The sequence below is a fragment of the Frankia sp. Mgl5 genome, from assembly GCF_023242985.1.
In the GTDB taxonomy this organism is placed as follows: Bacteria; Actinomycetota; Actinomycetes; order Frankiales; family Frankiaceae; genus Parafrankia; species Parafrankia soli.
Genome location: NZ_JALKFY010000010.1, coordinates 31,121 through 51,008, shown reverse-complemented (window position 1 = coordinate 51,008; position 19,888 = coordinate 31,121). Strand labels below are relative to the sequence as shown.

Genomic DNA, 19,888 nt, shown 5'->3' with positions numbered 1-19,888 from the left:
GCGTGCCAGGACAGCGGACGGTCATCGCGGGGCGGTACGAGCTGACCGCGCCCATCAGCCGAGGTGGGATGGGGCAGGTCTGGCACGGATACGACACAGTTCTCGACCGCGACATCGCGGTCAAGCTGATCAGACCGGAAATCGTCGAGTCCGCCGACCGCGCCGGGTTCATCAGCCGGTTCCGCCGGGAGGCGCGGGTCACCGCGAAGATCGAACACCCCGGCGTGCCCACCGTCTATGACGCGGCGTTCGACGAGACGTCCGACATGCTCTACATCGCGATGCAGCTCGTGCACGGAGTGTCCCTAGCCGACCTCCGGCACGAGCATGACGGACCGCTCCCCCTCGACTGGGTCGTGTGCATCGCCGCGCAGATCTGCGCCGTGCTGTCGCACGCGCACGCCATCCCGGTCATCCACCGCGATCTCAAACCGCAGAACGTGATGGTCGACCGCGCGGGAACCGTCAAGGTGCTCGACTTCGGCATCGCCGCCGTGCTCGGTACCGACGTCGCCCAGCTCACCACTACCGGGCAGGTACTCGGCACCAAGCCGTACATGTCCCCCGAACAGATCAAGAGCACGCCGGTCAGCCCCCGCAGCGACCTCTACTCGCTGGGCTGCCTGCTGCACGAGCTGCTGGCCGGGCAGCGGGTGTTCCGCGCGACGGACGAGCTGTCCCTGATCTACCAGCACCTTCACACCTCGCCGACGCCCGTGCGCGAGCTGCGCCCGGACGTGCCGGCCAGTCTGGAGGCGCTCATCCTCGATCTGCTGGAGAAGGAGGCCGTCGACCGGCCGGCGAACGCCTGGGAAGTGCATGACCGGCTCGTGCCGTTCCTGCCCGCCGCCGCACCGGGCGCACCTGACTACTCCAGGGCGCCGGCCGCACTGCCCGACCCGACGCGCCCGTACCGCCATCCAGGAGCACCGCTCCCCCGGCCACGGCCTCCCGCCGGTTCCGATGTCGCCGACGCTTCCACCACGATCGTCCGCGACGAGGAGCTGGACGCCGCCCACAGCCAGGCCGTGGAGCTGCTCGAAGAGGAACGGTTCTCGCAGGCCGCCGACCTTCTCGCCGGCATCCTCACCGCGGCCGCCGGCAGCCGCCCGCCGACGGACCCGCGGCTGCTGGACCTGCGCCTCACCCTCGCCGCCGCCCGGTTCTACGGCGGCGACTTCCGCCAGGCCCTCCCCGAGCTGGACCATCTCGCGGAAGTCCTCGCAGACGTGCGGGGCCCGCAGGACGAGGAGGCGATCAACTGCCGTCGACAGGCCGCCTTCTGCCATGCCGAGCTCGGCGACTTCGACCACGCCCTGCGTGACGTCCTGCGGCTCACCGCACCGGTCGTCGGCAGGTACGGGCCCGACTCCGAGCCCGCGCTGGCCGTGCGTCTGGAGATCGCCCGGTTCCAGGCGGCAGCCGGTCACGCCACCGACGCCCAGGTGACCCTGCGCGGCCTCCACGCGGACGCCGGTCGCCTCCTCGGTCGCCAACACCCCGTCACCCAGCAGGCCGCCGGCCTCCTCGCCCGCCTCCGCCCGCAGCCCGACATCTGATCATCGGACTCCTGGAGTGGCACAGGAAGTCTCCCACCGAAGATCAGGTGGGGTGGGGTGCGGGGAGTAGTCGTGGCACGAGGCGGACGTAGGCGACCATGCCGAGGACTTCGACGAGGGTCTGGGTGACCACGACGACCGGTACGACGGCGAACTCGTCGGGCAGGGCGAGGGCGAGCGGGAGGACGACGAGGGAGTTACGGGTGGCACCGGTGAACAGCACCGCCCGTCCCGAGGGGACGTCGAGGCGGAACAGACGGGCCAGTGCCTTCCCGGTGAACGCCATGACGGAGAGGAACGCCAGGTAGAACGGGACGACGGCGGCGACGTCGCCGAGCCTGCCGTCGAGTTTCGGGATCTGGGAGGCGACGACGGCGATGAGCACGGCGGCCATCAGCGGGACCATCGCCGCGCTGGCCGTCTCCGACACGTGCTGCCCGGCTGGTCTGCGGCCTGCCCAGCCCTGGGTGACCCAGGCCAGGGCCAGCGGAACGACGATCAGGATGAGGAACGCTCGGAGGAAGGGCCCGGCGTCGACTATGTCGGCCAGGTCCGAGCCGAGGAAGGCGAACAGCAGGACGGGGAGGACCAGCATCTGCGCGAGCAGGAGCAGCGGGGTCGCCGCGAGCAGACGCCGGCTGCTACCTCCGGCAAGGCCGGTGAACACGATGACCCAGTCGATGCAGGGGCAGAGCAGAACCAGCAGCACCCCGAGGCGGACGGCCTGATCGTCCGGCAGGAACGGAAACATCGCGGCGACCACAAGCGGCACGACGGCGAAGTTCACGACCAGCGCGGCGATGAGGAACCGGCCGTCGCGCAGGGAGCGGGCCAGTTCGGCGGCGGGGACCTGGAGGAACGTCACGTAGAGAAGCGCCCCGAGCAGCGGGTTGATCGCGTGTTCCAGACCCGGTCCGAGGCCGGGTGCCGTAAGGCCGAGCACGGCACCGGCGGTCATGGCGGTGAGATAGACCGCGACCTGATGGTGTTCCATCCGGGCGACCACGCCGACCGGTTTCTGCGTCAGCGTCAGACTCCTTGATCGCTCCCCGGGCGTGTTCCTGTCATCGTCGCAGGTCACCGGCGCCCGCCGCCTCCGGTCGGGGTCGTGCGGTTCAGCGCCGGGTAGGTGTCGCCGGGTTCTGGTGATTGCGGGGGGCGGGCAGGCCCAGGTCGACCGGTCCGGTGACGGTCTGGCAGGCGGCGCGGCGGCGGACCACGACGGCGCCGAGCAGCGCCGCGACCGCCACCACGGCCAGCGCGGGAACCCAGACGGCGGCGACGGTCGCCACGGCGCCGACGGCGCCGAGCACGGCGAGCAACGGCCCGATGCAGCACACCGCGCAGGCGGCGAACGCCGCCGCGGTGGCCCCGATCGTCGACCAACGGCGCGAGTGACGGGTCGCAGAAGCGGAGGGGTTCATGCGGACACTCCGAACAGGTCGGTCAGCAGGGCGGTGGCGGTCTCGGGGGCGCGGACGGTCAGGACCAGACCGGTGGCGGTGAGCTGGAGGGTGAAGGCGAAGAAGGCGCAGCAGTCCTGCTCGGCCGCGGCGAGTGCGGCGACCCGCGCGGCGAGGTCGGGGCCGGGTGGAAACGTCAGCCGCAGGCCGTCAACGATCTCCTCCCTGCTGTCTGCCTCCTGGAGCAGCCGGCGCCATTGGGCGGCCCGTTCGGCCTGTTCGCCGCCGCTCAAAGTGCAGGCCACCGGTATCGACTGCGATCCCGGATCGTCGGTGGCGATCTCAGGTCGCCCCGGGGTGAGCGTGAGCGGCACCGGACCGGACTTCGCCGGGGTGCTGGATTGCGCCGGGGTGGTGGTCAGGCAGCCGCAGTCCGGACCGCAGCCACCCGCCGGTGCCGGCTCGGCGAGCTCGGTGTGGAACGCGGCCAGACGCGCCGAGAACGCGGCCAGTTCGGCGGCCCGCCGGTCGGCGTCAGCGATACGGGCGGCGACGAGCGGCAGCATCCGTTCCCGGACCGCCGCGCACACCCCCCGCTCCCAGACCGTCAGGAGATCACCGATCTCCTCCAGTGCCAGACCGAGGAGCTTCGCGGACGAGATGAACGCCAGCCGCTGCACCGCCTCCTCGTCGTAGACGCGGTAACCCGACGGAGCGCGCTCGGCGGGCAGCAGGCCCGCGGTCTCGTAGAACCGCAACGTGCTCGCCGGAACGCCGCAGCGGTCCGCCAGCTGCGAGATGCGATAGGTGGCCATGAGCCGGACGGTAAACCTTCGACCCGACTCGAAGGTCAAGCCAAGGGCCGGGGTGCCGGTGCCGAAGACGAGCCCGCAGAAGGCCCGCCCGTCCCCCTCCGGCTGAGTCGTGTGCCGTCACCAGGTCCGGGCGAGCACGTTGGTCAGGTAGCCGGTCATGCGGTCGAGCTTCGGCTTGTCGTCGGGGTTCGTCGCCGTGAGCTTGCCCTGCGCCCACTCGGCAGCCCAGGTGGGAACGTTGTGGGCGACGATCACATACGTCCAGTTGTGGCCCCACCGGTCGGAGTCGTACCGCTCACGCATCGCCTTGGCGGTCGAATCGAGGGCCCAGTACGGATCGAGCGCACGGTCCTTCGTCACGTCCGGCAGTGTGGTGTTCCACTGGCAGAGCCCGAAATCGGAGTTGGTCCAGTAGCCGACGGCCCCGGGATCCCAGTTGCTCTCAAGCGCCGTCACGCCCCGCAGCAGTCCCCGCGGAACGGTGTACTTGGTTGCGTACCGGTCGGCGATCGGCATGAACAGCGCGTACGAGGTCTCCTTGTGAACCAGGCCCGGCGGGTTCCGCTCGGTGGCGGCGAGGTACATGTCCTGGTTGATGACCGGCTGTCGGTGTTGCTGGAAGGCGATCACCGCGGCCCTCGTCCGCTCGGTGAACCGGCCGTCAGTCGGAATCGACGTGCCCGGGCCGTTGTGCCAGTTCAGCGCCCGCTGGATCGCTTTCACCGCGGCCCGCACGGCCGCGATGTCGTCCTGGCTGCTGCCCTCGGGAGCTCGCTCGCCGGCACCGATGCCGTAGTAGGGGCCGAAACCGGTTCCAGCGGCGTCGACGGTGCCCCCGTAACCGTCCTTCGGCCAGCTGCCCCTACCCACGCGCACCCGGTCCGGTGTGGTCAAGGTGCCTCCTTCTCGCCGCCGCCGGCTATCGCCATCGCCATCGCCATCGCCATCGCCGAGCGTAAGGCGCCCGGTCTCCGTGCGGGACGAAACCGACGGAAGCGATCGCCGATCTGATCCGCGAGCCGCACGCAGCCCGCGGAAGCACTCGACGCGCAGGTCATCGCACGCCGCCGGCCCCGCCGCGGTGCCGCCGTCCGGGCGAGGCGAGGCGTGCGGAACACGGAAGGCCTGCCGTGCGATTGTGCCAGTCATGGTGACTCTTGGACCGATCGGTATCGCGGCTTCCGGGCTCGCGGCGGACCATCCCGACGCCCAGATCGATCTCGCGCGGAAAGCGGAGGCCGCGGGCTACTCGACCGTCTGGCTGGCCGGTGGCCAGGGAAACAACCTGCCTGCCATCGACCGGGTCGTGCGTGCGACGGAGCACATCCAGGTGGCCAGCGGCATTCTTTCAGTGGACGTCGTACCGGCCCGCGAGGTGGCGCAAAGCTACACGGACCTCGAGAAGTCCGCACCGGGCAGGTTCGTCGTCGGCCTCGGCGGCGCGCATGGCCCCAGGCCCCTGCGAACGCTCAACTCCTACCTGGACGACCTCGACACCGAAGCCCCCGTCGTACCCGCGGCCTCGCGCGTGCTCGCCGCACTCGGCCCGGCGGTCCTCGCCCTAGCCCGGGACCGCGCGGCAGGCGCCTATCCGTACCTGGTGACCCCTGAATATGTCGAGGGGGCGCGGGCGACGCTCGGCCCAGGCGCGGCACTGGCTGTGCTGCTGACGGTCGTGCCCGAGAGCGATCCGGCCACCGCACGGGCCGCGGCCGCCGAAGGGCTGCGGTTCCTGCGCACGGTGCCGGGTTACCACCGCAACTTCCTCCGCATGGGATTCACCGACTCCGAGATCGCCGACCTCGACGCCAGATTCGTCGACGCGGTGACCGCCTGGGGGGATCTCGACACGATCGTCACCCGCATCCGTGAGTACCACACCGCCGGCGCCGACCAGGTCGTCCTGCGTCTCAGCGGCGAAGCCGAGTTCTTCGACCGCTGGCTCCACCGGTTCGCCGAGGCGTTGCTGCCCTGACCGACGGGCGGGCGGGCGAGTGGGCTCGCCTGTTCTGGGAGCATGGGTGGTGGCGGGCCCGTGCGAGGGTCAGGCGACGGCTGTCAGGCGGTGCGGCCCCGCCGTCGTGTAGGCCCCGCCAGGTGCGTAGGCCCCGTCGTCGTGTCGGGGCCGGCGTCGCGTCGGGGCCGCGCCTGGCGCCGCCATCGGCTGAAGGACGGAGCGAGGGCGATGACGTCGACCGGCAACGAGATCCGACCGACCATCCCTGACCTGTTGGGGCGCTGCGCTCGGGAGTTCGGCTCCGCCGACTACATCGTCTCCCTCACCGACCGGCTGACCTACGCCGAGGCGGAGGAACAGTCCGCCCGGGTGGCCCGGTGGCTGTTGCACGAGGGCGTCGGTAAGGGCACCCGGGTGGGCCTGTTCTTCCCCAGCGGCGTCGAGTGGGCCGTCTGGTGGCTGGCCGTGAGCCGGATCGGGGCCGTGGCCGTTCCGCTCAGCACCCTGTACCCGCCGGCGGAGATCGCCAAGGTCGTGCGGCTGGCCGATGTGCAGCTCCTGGTGGCACCGACGACCGTGCTGCGGATCGACGTCGCGCAGCGGTTCGAGGCGGCGTTCCCCGAGCTGGCCGGGCAGCCGGCCGGCCAGCTCGAGCTGGGGGGCGCGCCGTACCTGCGCCGGATCGCGCTGACCGGCCAGACGGACCGGGGCTGGGCCACCCGATGGGATCCGCGGCACTCGCCGATGGTGCGGGCCGAGCTGCTCGCCGCGGTGCAGGCCGAGGTCACCCCGGCCGACCTGGCGATCATGGTTCACACCTCCGGTTCCACCGCCGACCCGAAGGGCGTGCTGCACACCCACGGCACGCTGGTGCGCCAGACCTCCACCTGGCCGGCGGCGATCCGCCACCTCACCGGCGTCGACCACGGGCCGCGCATCCTGTGCGCCATGCCGTTCTTCTGGATCGGCGGGATCCTGGCCGCGACCGGAGCTCTGCACGCACCCGTCGCGGTCCTGGTGCTGGCGCGGCTGGAAGCCGGGCCGGCCCTCGACCTCGCCGAACGGGAACGGGCGAACGGCGTCGTCGGATGGCCCGCGTTCACCCAGCAGCTGCGGCTGCACCCGTCCTTCCCCAGCCGGGATCTGAGCAGCGCCCCCGCGCTGCGGGAGGGGCCGGTGGACCTGGCGATGTCGGGGGTCCCGGACGGCCATCCGATCCACCGCAGCCTGACCGAGTCCGGCGGCAGCTTCGCGTTCACCGAGACCGCGATCGTCGACGCCGCCGGCGAGCGCGTCCCGGACGGGACCGTCGGCGAGCTGCTCATCCGCGGCATCGGCTCGATGGCCGGCTACAACAAGCGCGAACGCGCGGAGGTCTTCGACGCGGACGGCTGGTACCACACCAGCGACCGCGTCTACCGCAGGACGGGCGACCCGCGGCTGTTCTACGTCGGCCGGGACAGCGAGCTCGTCAAGGTCGCCGGTTCGAACGTGGCGCCGCGCGAGGTCGAGGCCGTCATCGAGGAGTTCCCCGAGGTCGCGCACTGTGTCGTGACCGGTGTCGAACATCCGACCCGCGGCGAGGAGGTGTGCGCGGTCATCGTTCCGGCCGGCACGACCGGAACGGACGTCGACGTGGACGGTCTGGCCGCGCGCACCCGTACGCTCCTGTCGAGCTACAAGGTTCCGACCCGGTGGATCGTCGCCGCGGACGACGAGGTGCCGGCCCTGCCGAGCGGCAAGCCGGACCGCCGGGGCCTGCGCACACTGATCGAGGACGGCCGACTGAAGTAGGCGCACGGAGTTGATCGGTCACCGTACGCTGTCACGCCACCGACAAAGTCCGAGCGTCGCTCGAACAGAATGTTTGACTGGCGCCCGATGTGGCAGCTCGCTCGCAGGCTGTCGCGCAGACATCGACCTGTCTGAGGAGAATCCGTCGTGGCCCGATTCCTGTTCGCCACAGTCCCGGCCGTGGGCCACACCGTGCCCGCGCTGCCCGTCGCCCGCGCCCTGATCGAACGCGGTCACACCGTGCGCTGGTACACCGGAGTCGCCTTCGCGGAAAAGATCACCGCCGTTGGTGCGAAATTCCACCCGATCACAGATCCCGACTTCGACTACAGCCTCGTCGGGTTGGAGGAGCACTATCCGCGGCGCCGGGAGCTGTCCGGGCTGAAAAAGCTGCAGTTCGACCTGGTTCAGGGGTTCTCCAAGCCCGTGCCGAACCAGGTGCGGGACCTGATGGCACTGTTGCAGGAGGAGCCGGCTGACGCGGTGGTCACCGACACCGCGTTCATCGGCGGGGTACTCCTGCAGGAACTGGGCGGACCGCCGGTGGCCGGGTTCGGCATCAGCGTCCTGCCTTTCCCCAGCAGGGATCTCGCGCCCTTCGGCATGGGTCTGGCGCCGGCCACCGGCCCACTGGGCCGGCTGCGCAACAAGGCGCTGGCCGGCTTCACCCGCCAGGTGGTGTATCGGCCGGTCACCGCCGAAATCAACCGGACCCGGCGGATGCTCGGCCTTCCCGCGACTGCCGGGACGATTTTCTCCTACCCGCTGGCCACTCGGCTCTACCTGCAGTTCAGTCCGCCCAGCTTCGAGTACGACGTCTCGGACCTGCCCGGCCAGGTCGCCTTCGTCGGGCCGCCGCGCCCGCCGGTCGACCCCGGGTGGGAGCCGCCGTCCTGGTGGCACGAGCTGTCCGGACGGCGGGTCGTGCTAGTCAATCAGGGGACCGTCGCCACCGACGCCGATCAGCTGATCCGACCGGCGCTGGCCGGGCTCGCGGACGAGGACGTCCTCGTCGTCGCGGTCACCGGGGGCAGCGACCCGGCAGAGCTCGGGCCGCTGCCGGCCAACGCGCGGGTGGAGCGGTTCATCCCGTTCGACCAGCTACTACCGCGGGTCGAGGTGTTCGTCACCAACGGCGGCTACGGCGGCGTGCAGCTCGCGCTCTCGCACGGTGTCCCGATCGTCGGCGCCGGCAGGACCGAGGACAAGATCGAGGTCAACGCCCGGGTGGCCGCGTCCGGCGTCGGGGTGGACCTGCGCACTCAGACCCCGGGGCCGGACGTGATCCGTGGAGCTGTCGCGAAGGTTCTCGCCGACTCCCGGTACGCCACCGCCGCGCGTCGGATGCAGGCCGAGATCGCGCAGGCAGGACGCGAGACCCGGGCAGCCGAGTTGCTCGAGCAGCTCGCCGACGGATCGACGCCGGACCGGTCCGAGCTTGTGTCAGGGACGGCGGGCGATCGACTCCACCCAGACCACGCCGCGTGTTAGATCGCTGATGAAGAACCCCTTAGCACGGGAAGTCTGGAGCTCGATCGCGTGCAATCCTCACCGGAGCGACCGTGCCTGGACGGCGGACCAGCGGCTGGGCGGGCGAGACAGCCCGAGGTTCTCGCGCAATGTGCGGCCGGTGTACTCGGTACGGAACAGACCGCGGCGGCGCAGCTCCGGAATCACCAGGGTGGCGAAGTCGTCGAGCGTGTCCGGGAGATAGGGGAAGACGACGTTGAAGCCGTCCGCGCCGCGGCCCTCGAACCATTCCTGGATGTGGTCGGCGATCGACTCCGGGGTACCGACGACGGTCCTGGTGTCGCGGGCGAGCTGATGGGCGAGCTGGCGGATGGTCAGGCCGCCGGCCCTGGCCCGCTCGACGATGTGCCGCTGGGCGCTCCGGCTCTGGTTGGAGGGCGGCAGGTCCGGCAGCGGCCCGTCCAGCGGATGGGCGGTCAGGTCGACACCACCGAGCCAGTAGGCGAGGTCCGCCAGCGCGACGCGCGGGTCCAGCAGCGCGGTCAGCCGTTCCAATTTGTCCTCGGCCTCGCTGATCGTGCGGCCCACGACCGTCGACAGGCCGGGCAGCACGACCACCTCGTCCGGGTTCCGGCCAGCCGTCTGAATGCGCGCCTTCAGGTCGGCGTAGTACGCCTGCGCGCCCGCCAGGTCGGGATGGTGGGTGAACACCACGTCGGCGACCGAGGCGGCCAGCGCGCGACCGGCGTCCGACGAGCCGGCCTGCACGATCACCGGGCTGCCCTGGGGCGGCCGTGAGATGTTCAGTGGCCCGCGGACCGTGAAGTGCTCCCCCGCATGGTGCGGGGTGCGCAGCCCGGCGGGCTCGTAGTAGATGCCACGGGCGCGGTCGCGGACGACCGAGCCGTCGGCGAAGCTGTCCCAGAGACCATGGACGACGTCGACGAACTCCTCCGCCCGCCGGTAGCGCAGGGCATGGTCGAGGTGGGTGGCGCGACCGAAGTTGCCCGCCTCCAACGGGACGACCGAGGTCACCACGTTCCAGCCGGCGCGGCCTCCCGACAGGTGGTCGAGCGAGGCGAACTTGCGGGCGATGTGAAAGGGCTCGTTGTACGTGGTGGTCGCGGTCGCGACCAGGCCGATCCGTTCCGTCACCGTTGACAGCGCGGCGAGCAGGGTGAGCGGCTCGAAGTGGTCGGCGCGCGCGGTGCGCCGCAGGGAGTCCAGGTCGTGGCCCCAGATCGCGACCACGTCCGCGATGAACAGCGCGTCGAAGGTGCCGCGTTCCAGCGTCCGGGCGAGCCGGATGTGAAAAGGCAGGTCCAGCTGCCCGTCCGGCGGCGAGAGCGGATGGCGCCAGGCCGCGATGTGCCCACCTGAGCCGTGCAGCAACGCCCCGAATGTCAGCCGCCGCGTCCTCCCCGCCGTGCCATCGCCCGCCCGAGTTCGCACCTGGCCATTCATTGGACGGCCCCGACCGCACCGCCAGTGCTCGCCACGGCACCGCCTGTCTGCCCGCTCGGGCTTTCCTCACACGAACGCTGCCGGCATTCCGACCACCGGACCACCGGACCACCGGACCACCGGACCCGCCGAGCGTCGCATCGTGGTGTAAGCACCGTCAACCACCGGGCCAATTACTACTGAACTACTGCCGAAATGTTTCTCCTCTTTGACTGCGAAGAGGCATCGCCATCCGGCGGAAAGCAGCGCCGATCCCGACCGGAACACAATGCCGCATACCTGTCTCCTTTGATCCTTCCCCATGTTCCCGGCGAGGTACCCGCCGAGCACCGCGGGCCCCTTCCAACGATGCCCAGGGAGCACACGGGCCGCGGCCGGTTGCGTCGCAGTAAGGTGAGGCACCATGAAGGTCGAAGTCTGGTCCGACACCGTCTGCCCGTGGTGCTACATCGGCAAGCGACGGCTGGAGAAGGCACTCACCCGGTACGAGCACGCCGACGAGGTCGAGGTCATCTGGCGCAGCTTCCAGCTCGACCCGACGCAGCCACGCGGGGAGAACATCCCGACCTCCGAGATGCTCGCGCGTAAGTACGGCGTCACCCCGCCCGAGGCCACGGCCATGAACGACCGCGTCAGCGCACTGGCCGCCGAGGAGGGCCTGACCTACCACCTCGACCGGGCCGTCACCGCCAACACCTTCGACGCGCACCGCCTCATCCACTTCGCCGCCGCGCACAACCTCGCCGGCGCGACGCAGGAACGGTTGATGCGCGCCACCCTGACCGACGGCGCAGCCGTCGACGACACGGACACGCTCGTCCGACTCGCCACCGAAGCCGGCCTGCCGGCAGACAGAACCCGCGAAGTCCTCGACGGCGACGCGCACGCCGACGACGTCCACGACGACATCCGCCAGGCCCGCGCGCTCGGCATCAGCGGCGTGCCGTTCTACGCCGTCGACCGTACCTACGGCATCTCCGGCGCCCAGCCGGTGGAGACCATCCTGGATGCCCTGCGCCGAGCATCGTCCCCGCTCGCGTCCTGACCTGGTGGCGGGGAGACAGCATCCGAACTGGTGCGTCGCCGAACTGTTTGCTGTGCGCCGTGGCCGGGTGGCCGGGCCGCACCGGCCATGCTCCGTCAGCGAGACGCGGTTCGGGCTTCGGCGAGCGCCCTTCGGCTGAGCTGATCGGCCGCCCGGGTCGTCTCCGGCAGCCGGTACCTGGGGCACAGCTCCAGTACCCACCGGCAGGCGGAGTCAAGGTTGGTGCGGTGCCCGACCGAGACGTACACCTCGCGGACACCGTCGCGGGTCCGCAGCGCGGCTCCCACCGGCTCGCCGTCGAGAATGATCGCCGTTCGGTCTCCCCGACGCGGCCCAGGCGGCGAGTGCTCGCCGACAAACTGGGTCTTTGCCACGCCGATCGTCGGCAGGTTCAGGGTGACGCCGAGGTGACAGGCCAGCCCGAACCGCCGGGGGTGTGCGATGCCATGCCCGTCGCACACCAGCAGCTCTGGCGGCGCGGCCAACTGCGGGAGAACGGTTTCCCACGCTTCGAGTAGCGGCGACAGTTCCCGGAACGACAGCAGACCCGGAATGTAGGGAAACGCCGCCCGACCTACCGCCGTGGCCGAGGCGATCACTTCCCAGCCCGGCGCGGCGAGAACGACGACCGCGCCCGCGACCAAATCGGAGTCGGTGTCGTACGCGACGTCAAAGCCAGCCGCCGTCGTGATCAGGTCGGGGCCGGGCACGTCAGCCTGGACGAGCCGACGCAGCTCAGCCTGCAGCGCCTCAGCGTCCTCCACCTGCCTCACCGCAACCCCTCGCGCTGCCGAACGTCAACTCCCGCGACCGAACCGGACGTAGATCAGCTCAATTCGGTCCCGTCTTCGGACCAGCGCTTCCTCTCGACGACTTCGGCATGATCGTACCGCGTCTCAGATTCCGGCTGGCCGTTCGGGAACCAGGTACGGCCGATGCCGTGCCAGCCGCCGTCGACATTCCAGTACTCAGACTTGGTCGACCCATCAGGATAGAACGTACGCTCCAGCCCTCTTGGGATGCCGTTTCCATAGGTTTCAATCTTGCGGAGCTGGCCGTCTGCGTAGTAGTCGACCACCTCGCCAGTGAAAGGATCACCTTCATAGATGACGAAAAGATCGTCCGTGTATTCGATGTCATCAATATTCACCGAACGAACCGGATCGGATTCAGTCACCGCCTTCTCCATTCGTCGACCGGAAGCTTTCCGGGGATGGAATCTACGCCACCGTCACCTCCGAGGACAGCAGTACAGTCGGGGCAACAATGAGCCATCATATTACCCTCCGACCGGTAGGGAAATCGGTTATCCAAGAGCATTTCACCAAGCGATTCAGCGCTCACCTGATATCCCATCGCCTCCCGATCGTACAGCGCGCGACTAACATTTAGCACCTCGGCATGAGTGCGGCACCGACGGCCTCGGCAAGAACGAGGGCGTCCTCCACCGCCATACCGACCTGACCATCGTCGGTCGGCTGGCAGGATAGAGCTGAGGTCGGCATAGCAGGAGGTCGGCGTAGTAGAAGGGCCGGGCCGCCACCGAGCGGCATCCGCCGGGTTGACCGCGTTCAACGATTCAGGGACGGGAGACAGACATGCCCGACACAGATCGGAAGCCGCTCGGTGGCCAGGCGGTCCGGCGGCCGGCGGGATCTTCGGTGATCGGGCCGTACGACAGCACGTTCGCCGAGCTGTTGACCGACAGCTATCAGCGTCTTCTCGGTGAGCCGATGCTGCCCGGCGGCGATCCCGCCGGAGGGGATGCCACCGGAGGGGATGCCGCTCGTTGGCTCTACGACGCCGCTCCGTTCGGGCTGCTCGCGCACGACGCGTCGACCGACCCACTTTTCGTTTACGCGAACAGGACCGCGCAGCAGCGTTTCGAGTACACCTGGGACGAGTTCGTCGGGATGCCGTCCCGGCTGTCCGCCCGCCCGGCCGGCCGGGACGAGCGCCGACGGCTCATGGACGGCGTCCTGCTGCGGGGGTACGCCAGCGATTGCCGCGGCGAACGCACGGCCAGGTCGGGACGCCGCTTCTGGATCGAGGACACGACGATCTGGAACCTCCTGGACCGCGAGGGCGTGCTCCATGGGCAGGCCGCCCTGATCCGTGGCTGGACCGACGCCTGACGGACGATTCGGGCCACCGCCCGCCGACGCCGATCCGGTCGTGATCGCCCTGACCGAGATCGACGCCATCATGACAACGCTGACCGCCGTCTTCGGTGACCCGCCGCAGATCCATCCGCAGGCCGAGCCGGCGGACCCGCCGTGCACCCCGGACCCGTCGCATCACCAGCGATGACGGTGGGCATCGCTCCTGACACGGTTCGTGGGACGGCCGTCCGTCGGCAGGGCCGGCCCGTCGACGGATGGGGTCAACCGGACGGGAGCGGTGGGCTGTCCGCGCCGAGCAGTGCCGGCGGTCCTTCGCAGGGCGTGGACGTGAGGTCGTCGGCACGCATCCAGCCGACGCCGGTCGGGCTGTCACCCCGGTCGGGAAGCGCGACGGCGGCCCAGCGGGCACCGTCCTGGATGCGCTGCGGGATCTCGACCAGTACGACCCGGTCGCCGGCGTACTTGACCTTGATGTGCCCCTGGCCGCCGGCGCCGCCGAACACGTCGGACACAGGTTCCCGGACCAGGGCGCACCGCTTCCCCGTGGCGGTGGAACCCAACGTGTCCGGATTGTTGCCGCCGAAGGCGACCTCCGTGACCAGGACGACCGCCACCACACCGGCGGCGAGGACCGCGACGACGACTCGACCGCGCCCACGCGATCGGCGCGATCGGCGTGGTGCCGGCGGCGGTGGCGCGCTCGCGACGACGTCGTCCGCGCCAGCAGGCCCGTCTCCGGGGGTCGGCAGCTGCGCACCCGGCCGGATGCGCCGCGGCAGCTCGGTGGCGCCGGCCGCCGAGTGGAGGACCCTGTTGCCCGGGTAGTCGGCGAGGGCTTCGGCGATCAGCCGGTCCCAGCCGTCCACCGTGGCGCCGTCGGTGAGCAGCTTTCCGGCCTCGTACCAGAACTCACGCGGCGTGTTGCTCCACGGTGGCTGGCGGCTTCGGTCGAGACCGGCCCGCTCCAGGAGCTGGCGGGCCACGGCCGGTTCCGCGTAGATCCTGGCCAGCTCGTCGGCGAGTTCCACGAGCGGCGCCTGGCCGCTGGGCCCGTTGACCACGCGCCCAGGATGGCACCACGCCGTGGCGTCATCGTCGGCGGCGCAGGGCACCTTCGCCGATTTTCCGCACCAGGTTCAAGGGTCACAGGTAGGACGAGCCCCTGACCTGGCCAACCGCGCCCGGCCGCGGCGCGAGGGCCGAAACTGTCGTAGGCCGTGGCTACGGTGTGCCCATGTTTGATCACGTTGGTGTCCAGGTCGGTGACGTCGAGGCCTCCCTCGCCCTCTACCTCACGGTGTTCGCCCCGCTGGGGATGCGTGAGGCGGTGCGCATCCCGCTCGAGGGGTCCGCCGTCGTCGGGCTCGCCGGTCCTGACGGGGTGCCCGCCTTCTGGCTCAGCCCTGCGGCGGGTGCCGAGGCACGGGAGCTGCACCTGGCGTTCCACGCGGCTGACCGGCAGGCCGTCGACGCCGTCCACGAGGCCGCGCTCGGCGCGGGCGTCGAGGTGCTTCACGCGCCACGCGAGTGGCCGGAGTATCACCCCGGCTACTACGCGGTGTTCCTCCGCGATCTCGACGGCCACAACATCGAGGCCGTCCATCACGGAGGTTGATGGGTTCACCGGTTCTCGGCGTTTCCGGGGCCGGTCGGCTGTCTCCCCCATTGGCGGAGTCGAGGAGGATGGGGCGTGCGGCCATGGGGCCGCGGACGGGAAAGGCTGGGTTGGTGACGCAGACGGGAATCTTCGGGCTCGGCACGCCGGAGCACTGCTACCTCGAGTTCGACCTTCGTGACGGCGCGTCAGCCGCGGAGCTGGTGAAGGCGGTCGCGGCGCTGACCGGCCCGCTGTCGACCGGCGGCGGGGTCAACCTCGTCGTGGGCTTCCGCCCGGAGCTGTGGGCGCTCGTCGAGCCCGATGGAATGCCACCGGGGGTTCACAGCTTCACCGAGCCAGTCGTGGGCATCGAGGGGTTCCAGATGCCCGCCACCCAGCATGACGCGTGGGTCTGGGTCGCGGGAGGTGACCGCACCGCCGTCTTCAACAACACGCGGGATGTCGTCGCCGCGCTGGCCACGATCGCGACGGTCGCCAGTGAGGTCACCGGGTGGGTGTACGAGCACGACCGTGATCTCACGGGGTTCATCGACGGGACGGAGAACCCGTCACTGCTCGAGGCGGCCGGCGTGGCCGTGGTGGCGGAGGGCGCGGGCGCCGGCAGCAGTGTCGTTCTGGTCCAGCAGTGGCGGCACGACTCCGACAGCTTCCAGGAGCTCCCCGTCGAGGAGCAGGAACGGGTGATCGGTCGCACCAAGGACGACAGCACCGAGCTCGCCGAGGACGTGATGCCACCCACCTCGCACGTCTCCCGGACGGTCGTCGAGGAGGACGGCGCCGAGCTGAAGATCTTCCGCCGGAACACCGCCTTCGGCACGGTCACCGACCACGGCACCATGTTCGTCGGTTTCAGCAGCGAGCAACGACGCCTGGAGATCATGCTGCGGCGGATGGCCGGCAGCGACGACGGCCTGCGCGACGCGCTCACCCGCTACACGACGCCCGTCAGCGGCGCCTACTACTTCATCCCGGCGGTGCCGGCTCTGGCCAGGTTCGCACCCGAGGATGAGGACGGCTGACCCTGGGCACACGGCGCTCGCCGCCGTGGCCAGGCCTGCCACCGCGCGGTGTGGTTGCGACCCCATGGAGCGGGTGGTGTCCTGGGCCGTGGGTACTACCCCGGCGGAGGAGGTGGCCGTGTTCGAGGAGACGCAGTATTTCGCCCCTGTCGTCGAAAAGGCGGACGGGCAGGTCGAAGTCCGCCTGGCCAGCTCCCATCCGGGTGCGGCCGACCGCGAATACCAGGCCCGGCGCAACCAGATCGCCCAGCTCGCCCTGCGGTGGCGACCAGGACAGCCCGTTCCACGGGTGGCGTACACCGAGGCCGAGCACGCGCTCTGGCGGCTGGTCACCGGTGAGCTGGCGCTGGCCTACCGCGGCTGTGCCTGCGCCGAGTTCCTGCGCGGCGCGGCGCGGCTGGGCCTGCCCGCCGACCGGATCCCGCAGCTGGACGAGGTGAGCGGGCCGCTGAGCGAGCTGACCGGTTTCCGTTACGTTCCCGCGGCCGGGCTCGTCGGGCTGCGGGAGTTCTACGGCTCGCTCGCCGACGGAGTCTTCCACGCCACCCAGTACCTGCGGCACCACACGGTGCCCTTCTACACACCGGAACCCGACGTCGTCCACGAGGTCGTCGGGCACGCGAACGCGCTCGCCAGCGACCGGTTCGCCGCGTTGTACCGGGCGGCCGGCGAGGCGGCCCGCCGCGCCGAGTCGGCCGACACCCTGCAGTTCATCTCCAAGGTCTTCTGGTTCACGCTGGAATTCGGCACGGTCTACGAGGGCGGCGAACTCAAGGCCTACGGCGCCGGAATCCTTTCCTCGTACGGAGAAATGGCGGAGTTCCGCTCCGTGAACGTCCGCCCGCTGGACGTCACGGCCATGGGAACCACCGACTACGACATCACGAGATACCAGCCGGTGTTGTACTCGGCCGAATCCTTCGGCCAGGTCGAGGACGTCGTCGGCGGCTTCTTCGCCGGCTGCGACGACACGTTGATCTCGGGGCTTCGCGCGGCCGCGGTCGACTGACCAACCCATCACGCCACGGGCGCACTCGCACCGGCCCTACTATCGGGCCCGTGCGAATTCAGGTCCTCGGACCGGTCGAGGTGCTCCTGGGCGGTGCGCCGCTCGACCTCGGCCCACCGAAACAGCGCGCGCTGCTCGCCCTTCTCCTGGCGGCCGGCGACACCGTCATCCCGGTCGAGACGATCATCGAACGGCTGTGGGACGGCCAGCCGCCGGCCAGCGCGACGGCGAGCCTGCAGGTGTACGTCTCGAACCTGCGCCGTCTGCTCGAGCCGGAGCGGGACCCCCGGGCGCGGGCGACCGTGCTGGTGACCCAGGCGCCGGGGTACGTGCTGCGCACCGGCGCGGCGGAGGTCGACGCCCGGCGGTTCGTCGCGGCGCTCGGCGCGGCCCGCGGCTCGCTGGAGGCCGGGCGACCGGGCGAGGCGCTGCCCGTCCTCGACGCCGCCCTGGCGCTGTGGCGCGGTGACGCCTACGCCGACGTGCGGGACGCGTCCTGGATCAGGCCGGAGGCCGGACGTCTCGAGGAGCTGCGGCAGAGCGCCGTCGAGGACCGCGCGCGGGCGCTCGTCGAGCTGGGGCGGCACGACGAGGCCGCCGCCGATCTGGAGGCCCTCACGGCGCGTCACCCGCTCCGCGAGCGGGCCTGGGGGCTGTTCGCCCTCGCGATCTACCGGTGTGGCCGGCCGGCGGAGGCGCTGGCCGCGCTGCGGGCGGCACGCGCCCACCTGGCCGAGGAGTTGGGCGTCGACCCCGGGCCGGAGCTCGCCGCCCTGGAACTCGCCATCCTGCGTCACGACCCCGCGCTGGCCTGGACCGGTGGCGCCCACGAGCCGGCCACGGCGCAGCCGGCCGTGTCTCCGACGACGGGGCTGGACGGCCCGCGGCCCGTGCTTCCCGACGTGTCCCCCGCCGCCGCCGGGGCCCCTGAGCCGTCCGGCCCGTTCGTGGGCCGCGACGAGGCGCTGGCGGCGCTGCTCGCGGCGATCCCGGCGCCGGCCCGGCGCGGGCGCGTGGTGCTGGTCGACGGCGAGCCGGGTGTCGGCAAGACGCGGCTCGTCGCGGAGCTGGGCCGCCGGTGCGGCCGGTTGACGGCCTGGGGAGCATGCCCCGAGCACGAGGTGGCGCCGGCCCTGTGGCCCTGGGAGCAGAGCCTGCGCGCGGTGGCCGCCGCGCGGCCGGACGTCCCGGTGCCGCCCGGCGTGGCCGCGCTCATCGACCAGCGGGCGCAGGAGCCCGGCGGGTACGACGCGGCCGGAGCCCGGCTGCGGCTGTACGAGGGAGTCGCCGGCTACCTCGCGGCGGCCGCGCCGTTGGTCATCGTCCTCGACGATCTGCACTGGGCGGACGTCTCCTCGCTGCGGCTGCTGGCCCACGTCGGCGGGGCGGCGCCGCGGGGCGTGATGGTGATCGGCACGTTCCGCACCCACGAGGCCGGCGCGCTGGCGGACACCCGCGCCGCGCTGGCCAGGTCCGGCTGCGAGCGGCTCCGCCTCGACGGGCTGGACGACGCCGCCGTCCGCGAGCTGATGCGGGCCACCACCGGCACGGACCCGGGACCCGAGACGGCGAGCGCTCTGCGCTCCCGTACCGCGGGCAACCCGTTCTTCATCGGTGAGCTCGTCCGCCTGCGCGGGCCCGGCCGACGCGGCCTGGCGGGGACCGGCGCCGCCGGACCGGCCACGGACCGGGGCGCGGAGCGGGACACGGCGCAGGGCGTGCTGCCCGATCACGTCCGCGATGTGCTGTCCCAGCGGGTCGCGCGCCTGCCGGAGCCCGCCGCCGCGCTGCTCGCCACGGCGGCGGTGGCCGGCGGCGAGTTCGACGCGGACGTGGTCGCCCAGGTCGCCGGGCACACCTTCGAGACGTCCCTCGACCTGCTCGACGCCGCGCTCGCCGCCGGGCTCATCGCCGAGGCCGGCGACCGGCTTGGCCGGTTCCGGTTCTCCCACGCGCTGGTCCGGGAGGCGCTCGACGCCGGCCACTCCCGGCTGCGCCGCGCGCACCTGCACCGCCGGTACGGCGAGGTCACCGCCGAGCGGTACGCCGGACGTCCCGAGCGGGCCGGCGAGGTCGCGCGGCACTGGCTGGCCGCCGCCGAGCTCGGCGCCGAGACGGCCCGTGCCGCGACGGAGCACGCCGCCCGCGCGGCGCGCGCGGCGGCCGAGCGGCGCGCGGCCGCGGGCGCCGGCGGCGGCTGGGCGGGGGGGCGGGGCGCGGCCGACCGGCTCGCGCCCGAGGACGCGGCCGGCTACTGGCAGGAGGCGCTGGCCGCGGCCGAGCTGGCGGGCGCCGACCGCGGCACCCGGTTGGAGCTCCTCCTCGGCCTGGTCAGCGCCCGGTACGCGGCGGGCCAGCTCAACGACGGGCTCGACGTGGTGGACCGGGCTCTCGACGAGGCCGGCGACGATCCGCACCTGATCGTCCGGGTCGCCGAGGCCGCGATGGGTGGCTCGCCGTGGTTCCCGTTCCCCTACGGCACCGACCGCGGCCGGCTGCACCGCGCGCTCGAGCGGGCGCTCGGCGGGCTGCCGGGCGCCCGCCCCGCCCCGGCGCGGGGCGGCCGGGGCCGCCCCGGGGGCGGGCAGGCGGTCGGGCGCGGTGAGCCGGGT

The 19,888-nt window shown here is 71.6% G+C and carries 19 protein-coding genes; 11 read left to right on the top strand and 8 right to left on the bottom strand.

Annotated features, from left to right (window positions below):
• Positions 1-2 precede the first annotated feature (2 nt).
• Positions 3-1,559, top strand: a complete 1,557-nt coding sequence (locus tag MXD62_RS07230; RefSeq protein WP_248828643.1) for a serine/threonine-protein kinase — start codon at positions 3-5, stop codon at positions 1,557-1,559.
• 43 nt (positions 1,560-1,602) lie between these two features.
• Here MXD62_RS07230 and MXD62_RS07225 read toward each other — a convergent pair whose 3' ends face one another.
• The 4 genes from MXD62_RS07225 to MXD62_RS07210 form a co-directional block, all read right to left on the bottom strand.
• Positions 1,603-2,586 carry an arsenic resistance protein gene (locus tag MXD62_RS07225; protein ID WP_368862332.1) on the bottom strand — a complete coding sequence of 328 codons (984 nt, stop codon included), beginning with the start codon at positions 2,584-2,586 and terminating at the stop codon, positions 1,603-1,605.
• Positions 2,587-2,674: 88 nt separating this feature from the next.
• On the bottom strand, positions 2,675-2,983 hold the full coding sequence (locus MXD62_RS07220) for a hypothetical protein (RefSeq protein WP_248828641.1): 309 nt from the start codon (positions 2,981-2,983) through the stop codon (positions 2,675-2,677).
• Positions 2,980-3,777, bottom strand: coding sequence for a MerR family transcriptional regulator (locus MXD62_RS07215; RefSeq protein WP_248828640.1), 798 nt, complete (start codon positions 3,775-3,777; stop codon positions 2,980-2,982). Before MXD62_RS07215 ends, MXD62_RS07220 begins: the two co-directional genes overlap by 4 nt.
• 117 nt (positions 3,778-3,894) lie before the next feature.
• On the bottom strand, positions 3,895-4,671 hold the full coding sequence (locus MXD62_RS07210; protein ID WP_248828639.1) for a peptidoglycan-binding protein: 777 nt from the start codon (positions 4,669-4,671) through the stop codon (positions 3,895-3,897).
• Positions 4,672-4,924: 253 nt separating this feature from the next.
• Here MXD62_RS07210 and MXD62_RS07205 point away from each other — a divergent pair, with 253 nt between their 5' ends.
• The 3 genes from MXD62_RS07205 (at position 4,925) to MXD62_RS07195 (ending at position 9,019) form a co-directional block, all read left to right on the top strand.
• Complete coding sequence (locus MXD62_RS07205; RefSeq protein ID WP_248828638.1) at positions 4,925-5,752, top strand: TIGR03620 family F420-dependent LLM class oxidoreductase; 828 nt, start codon at positions 4,925-4,927, stop codon at positions 5,750-5,752.
• A gap of 210 nt (positions 5,753-5,962) precedes the next feature.
• The gene (locus MXD62_RS07200; protein ID WP_248828637.1) at positions 5,963-7,528 is read left to right on the top strand and encodes a class I adenylate-forming enzyme family protein; all 1,566 of its coding nucleotides are present in this window, start codon (positions 5,963-5,965) and stop codon (positions 7,526-7,528) included.
• Between the two features lie 147 nt (positions 7,529-7,675).
• Entirely contained in the window at positions 7,676-9,019 is a 1,344-nt protein-coding gene (locus MXD62_RS07195; RefSeq protein WP_248828636.1) for a glycosyltransferase, read from the top strand.
• A 57-nt stretch (positions 9,020-9,076) separates the two neighbouring features.
• On the opposite strand, the gene MXD62_RS07190 is transcribed toward MXD62_RS07195, so the two are convergent.
• Positions 9,077-10,450, bottom strand: coding sequence for an LLM class flavin-dependent oxidoreductase (locus MXD62_RS07190; protein ID WP_368862330.1), 1,374 nt, complete (start codon positions 10,448-10,450; stop codon positions 9,077-9,079).
• A gap of 415 nt (positions 10,451-10,865) precedes the next feature.
• On the opposite strand from MXD62_RS07190, the gene MXD62_RS07185 reads away from it, so the two are divergent.
• Positions 10,866-11,507 carry a DsbA family oxidoreductase gene (locus MXD62_RS07185; protein ID WP_248828635.1) on the top strand — a complete coding sequence of 214 codons (642 nt, stop codon included), beginning with the start codon at positions 10,866-10,868 and terminating at the stop codon, positions 11,505-11,507.
• A gap of 95 nt (positions 11,508-11,602) precedes the next feature.
• On the opposite strand, the gene MXD62_RS07180 is transcribed toward MXD62_RS07185, so the two are convergent.
• Both MXD62_RS07180 and MXD62_RS07175 read right to left on the bottom strand, forming a co-directional pair.
• Positions 11,603-12,280 carry an endonuclease V gene (locus tag MXD62_RS07180; RefSeq protein ID WP_368862329.1) on the bottom strand — a complete coding sequence of 226 codons (678 nt, stop codon included), beginning with the start codon at positions 12,278-12,280 and terminating at the stop codon, positions 11,603-11,605.
• Positions 12,281-12,333: 53 nt separating this feature from the next.
• Positions 12,334-12,684, bottom strand: a complete 351-nt coding sequence (locus tag MXD62_RS07175; protein WP_248828633.1) for a toxin-antitoxin system YwqK family antitoxin — start codon at positions 12,682-12,684, stop codon at positions 12,334-12,336.
• A 421-nt stretch (positions 12,685-13,105) separates the two neighbouring features.
• Here MXD62_RS07175 and MXD62_RS07170 point away from each other — a divergent pair, with 421 nt between their 5' ends.
• On the top strand, positions 13,106-13,642 hold the full coding sequence (locus tag MXD62_RS07170) for an MEKHLA domain-containing protein (protein WP_248828632.1): 537 nt from the start codon (positions 13,106-13,108) through the stop codon (positions 13,640-13,642).
• 40 nt (positions 13,643-13,682) lie between these two features.
• Positions 13,683-13,817: a hypothetical protein gene (locus MXD62_RS39130; RefSeq protein WP_285223984.1), complete on the top strand. Its 135-nt coding sequence runs from the start codon at positions 13,683-13,685 to the stop codon at positions 13,815-13,817.
• Between the two features lie 73 nt (positions 13,818-13,890).
• On the opposite strand, the gene MXD62_RS07165 is transcribed toward MXD62_RS39130, so the two are convergent.
• Positions 13,891-14,742 (bottom strand): effector-associated domain EAD1-containing protein, encoded by an 852-nt coding sequence (locus tag MXD62_RS07165; protein WP_248828631.1) that lies wholly within the window; start codon positions 14,740-14,742, stop codon positions 13,891-13,893.
• Between the two features lie 122 nt (positions 14,743-14,864).
• Between MXD62_RS07165 and MXD62_RS07160 the strand changes: the two genes are divergently transcribed.
• From MXD62_RS07160 to MXD62_RS07145, 4 genes are all read left to right on the top strand, one after another.
• Positions 14,865-15,245, top strand: a complete 381-nt coding sequence (locus MXD62_RS07160) for a VOC family protein (RefSeq protein WP_248828630.1) — start codon at positions 14,865-14,867, stop codon at positions 15,243-15,245.
• Positions 15,246-15,358: 113 nt separating this feature from the next.
• Complete coding sequence (locus MXD62_RS07155; protein WP_248828629.1) at positions 15,359-16,267, top strand: Dyp-type peroxidase; 909 nt, start codon at positions 15,359-15,361, stop codon at positions 16,265-16,267.
• A 118-nt stretch (positions 16,268-16,385) separates the two neighbouring features.
• Positions 16,386-17,276 (top strand): phenylalanine 4-monooxygenase, encoded by an 891-nt coding sequence (locus tag MXD62_RS07150; protein ID WP_368862331.1) that lies wholly within the window; start codon positions 16,386-16,388, stop codon positions 17,274-17,276.
• Positions 17,277-17,326: 50 nt separating this feature from the next.
• A partial coding sequence (locus MXD62_RS07145) for a BTAD domain-containing putative transcriptional regulator (protein WP_248828627.1) occupies positions 17,327-19,888 on the top strand: 2,562 nt, incomplete at its 3' end.

Excerpts from the sequence above, each read along its gene's own strand:
- MXD62_RS07185 (WP_248828635.1), top strand. The coding sequence starts at position 10,866 with ATGAAGGTCGAAGTCTGGTCCGACACCGTCTGCCCGTGGTGCTACATC.
- MXD62_RS07220 (WP_248828641.1), bottom strand. The coding sequence starts at position 2,983 with ATGAACCCCTCCGCTTCTGCGACCCGTCACTCGCGCCGTTGGTCGACG.
- MXD62_RS07170 (WP_248828632.1), top strand. The coding sequence starts at position 13,106 with ATGCCCGACACAGATCGGAAGCCGCTCGGTGGCCAGGCGGTCCGGCGG.
- MXD62_RS07205 (WP_248828638.1), top strand. The coding sequence starts at position 4,925 with ATGGTGACTCTTGGACCGATCGGTATCGCGGCTTCCGGGCTCGCGGCG.
- MXD62_RS07215 (WP_248828640.1), bottom strand. The coding sequence starts at position 3,777 with ATGGCCACCTATCGCATCTCGCAGCTGGCGGACCGCTGCGGCGTTCCG.
- MXD62_RS07200 (WP_248828637.1), top strand. The coding sequence starts at position 5,963 with ATGACGTCGACCGGCAACGAGATCCGACCGACCATCCCTGACCTGTTG.
- MXD62_RS07160 (WP_248828630.1), top strand. The coding sequence starts at position 14,865 with ATGTTTGATCACGTTGGTGTCCAGGTCGGTGACGTCGAGGCCTCCCTC.